The sequence below is a fragment of the Herminiimonas sp. Marseille-P9896 genome (assembly GCF_903993245.1).
GTDB classification, from domain to species: Bacteria; Pseudomonadota; Gammaproteobacteria; order Burkholderiales; family Burkholderiaceae_D; genus Oxalicibacterium; species Oxalicibacterium contaminans.
Genome location: NZ_CAJEVT010000007.1, coordinates 1 through 1,322, shown reverse-complemented (window position 1 = coordinate 1,322; position 1,322 = coordinate 1). Strand labels below are relative to the sequence as shown.

The 1,322-nt window shown below is 57.1% G+C and carries 1 protein-coding gene; it reads right to left on the bottom strand.

Annotated features, from left to right (window positions below; genetic code table 11):
• Positions 1-1,322: histidine ammonia-lyase (gene hutH / locus H7U06_RS16265; protein WP_175627160.1), on the bottom strand; the 1,322-nt coding region annotated here is incomplete at both ends.

Genomic DNA, 1,322 nt, shown 5'->3' with positions numbered 1-1,322 from the left:
GCCAGCAGCATTTCCACACCGATGATGTATTGCGTGTTGGCGACCACCGTTGCCGCCTTGCGTGCGCACCAGGTCGAATTGGAGACGTGGTCTTCGCTATTGCCTTTGGCCGGGATGCTGTCAACGCTGCCCGGCATGCACAAGGTGCGGTTTTCCATCACCAGTGAGCTGAGCGAGCATTGCACCACCGGATAGCCGGTGTTGACACCGCGGATACCGCTCATGAGGTTGCGTGGCAAACCCCAGGACAGGGTTGGATCGATCAGGCGGGCGACACGACGTTCGCAAATGCTGCCGAGGTCAGTGATCGCCATTGCCAGCAAATCCATCGCTTGTGCCAAATACTGGCCGTGGAAGTTACCACCCGAGATGATTTCAAAGCCACCGCCCTGCTTGCCAAAGATGAGCGGGTTGTCAGTCGCCGAGTTGATTTCCTTGTCGACGATGTTGTCGATGTAGTCCAGTGCATCAAAGACCGGGCCATAGACTTGGGGCGAGCAACGCAGCGAGTAGACGTCCTGGATGCGTGCGGTGTACGGGATGTCGGTACGGCGCAGTTCTTCCGGGAATTGCACTGAGCGTGCTTCATGCGTGGTACGGGTCGAACCGGACAGCAGGTTGCGGATGATGGCTGCTGTTTTGATCTGGCCGGCATGCGGACGAGCTTGCTGGATGCGGTCATCGAAGGCAGCCATTTCTGCGCGCATGGCTTCCAGTGTCAGCCCCAAGGAGAGGCAGGCATCGGTCAGCAAGTTGCGTGCATCGTTAGCGACCAGTACAGCAACGGCCAGCGATGCAGTACAGCCGTTGATCAGGGCAGAAGCATCTTTGGCTTTGAGGTCAAATTTGACCGGGCCGATGTTGGCTTTGGTAATCGCTTGCGGCGCCGACATGCGCTGGCCTTGGTACATGACCTCTGCTTCATCGAAACCTGCGATCGCAGCTGCCAGGTAAGACAGTGGTGCCAGATCACCGGAAGCACCAACCGAACCCTTTTGCGGCATGATCGGATGGATACCGGCATTGAGGAAGGCGATTAAACGATCAACTACCTCTACCCGTGGTGCCGAGTAATTGCTGGCGAAAGCATTGGCGCGCAGCAGCATGGTGGCGCGGCTGACTTCTTCCGAGAACGGTTCACCCATACCGGCGCAGTGCGCCTTGATCATTTGGGTCTGGAACAGTTCAATGTTCTCGACCTTGATGCGTGTATCTTTGAGCAAACCGACACCGGTGTTGAAGCTGTACATCATCGGTGCTTCATCATGCATCCAGGTGGCTTCGATGTAGTCGCGGCTTTCCTTGAGTGCGGCACGTGAAGA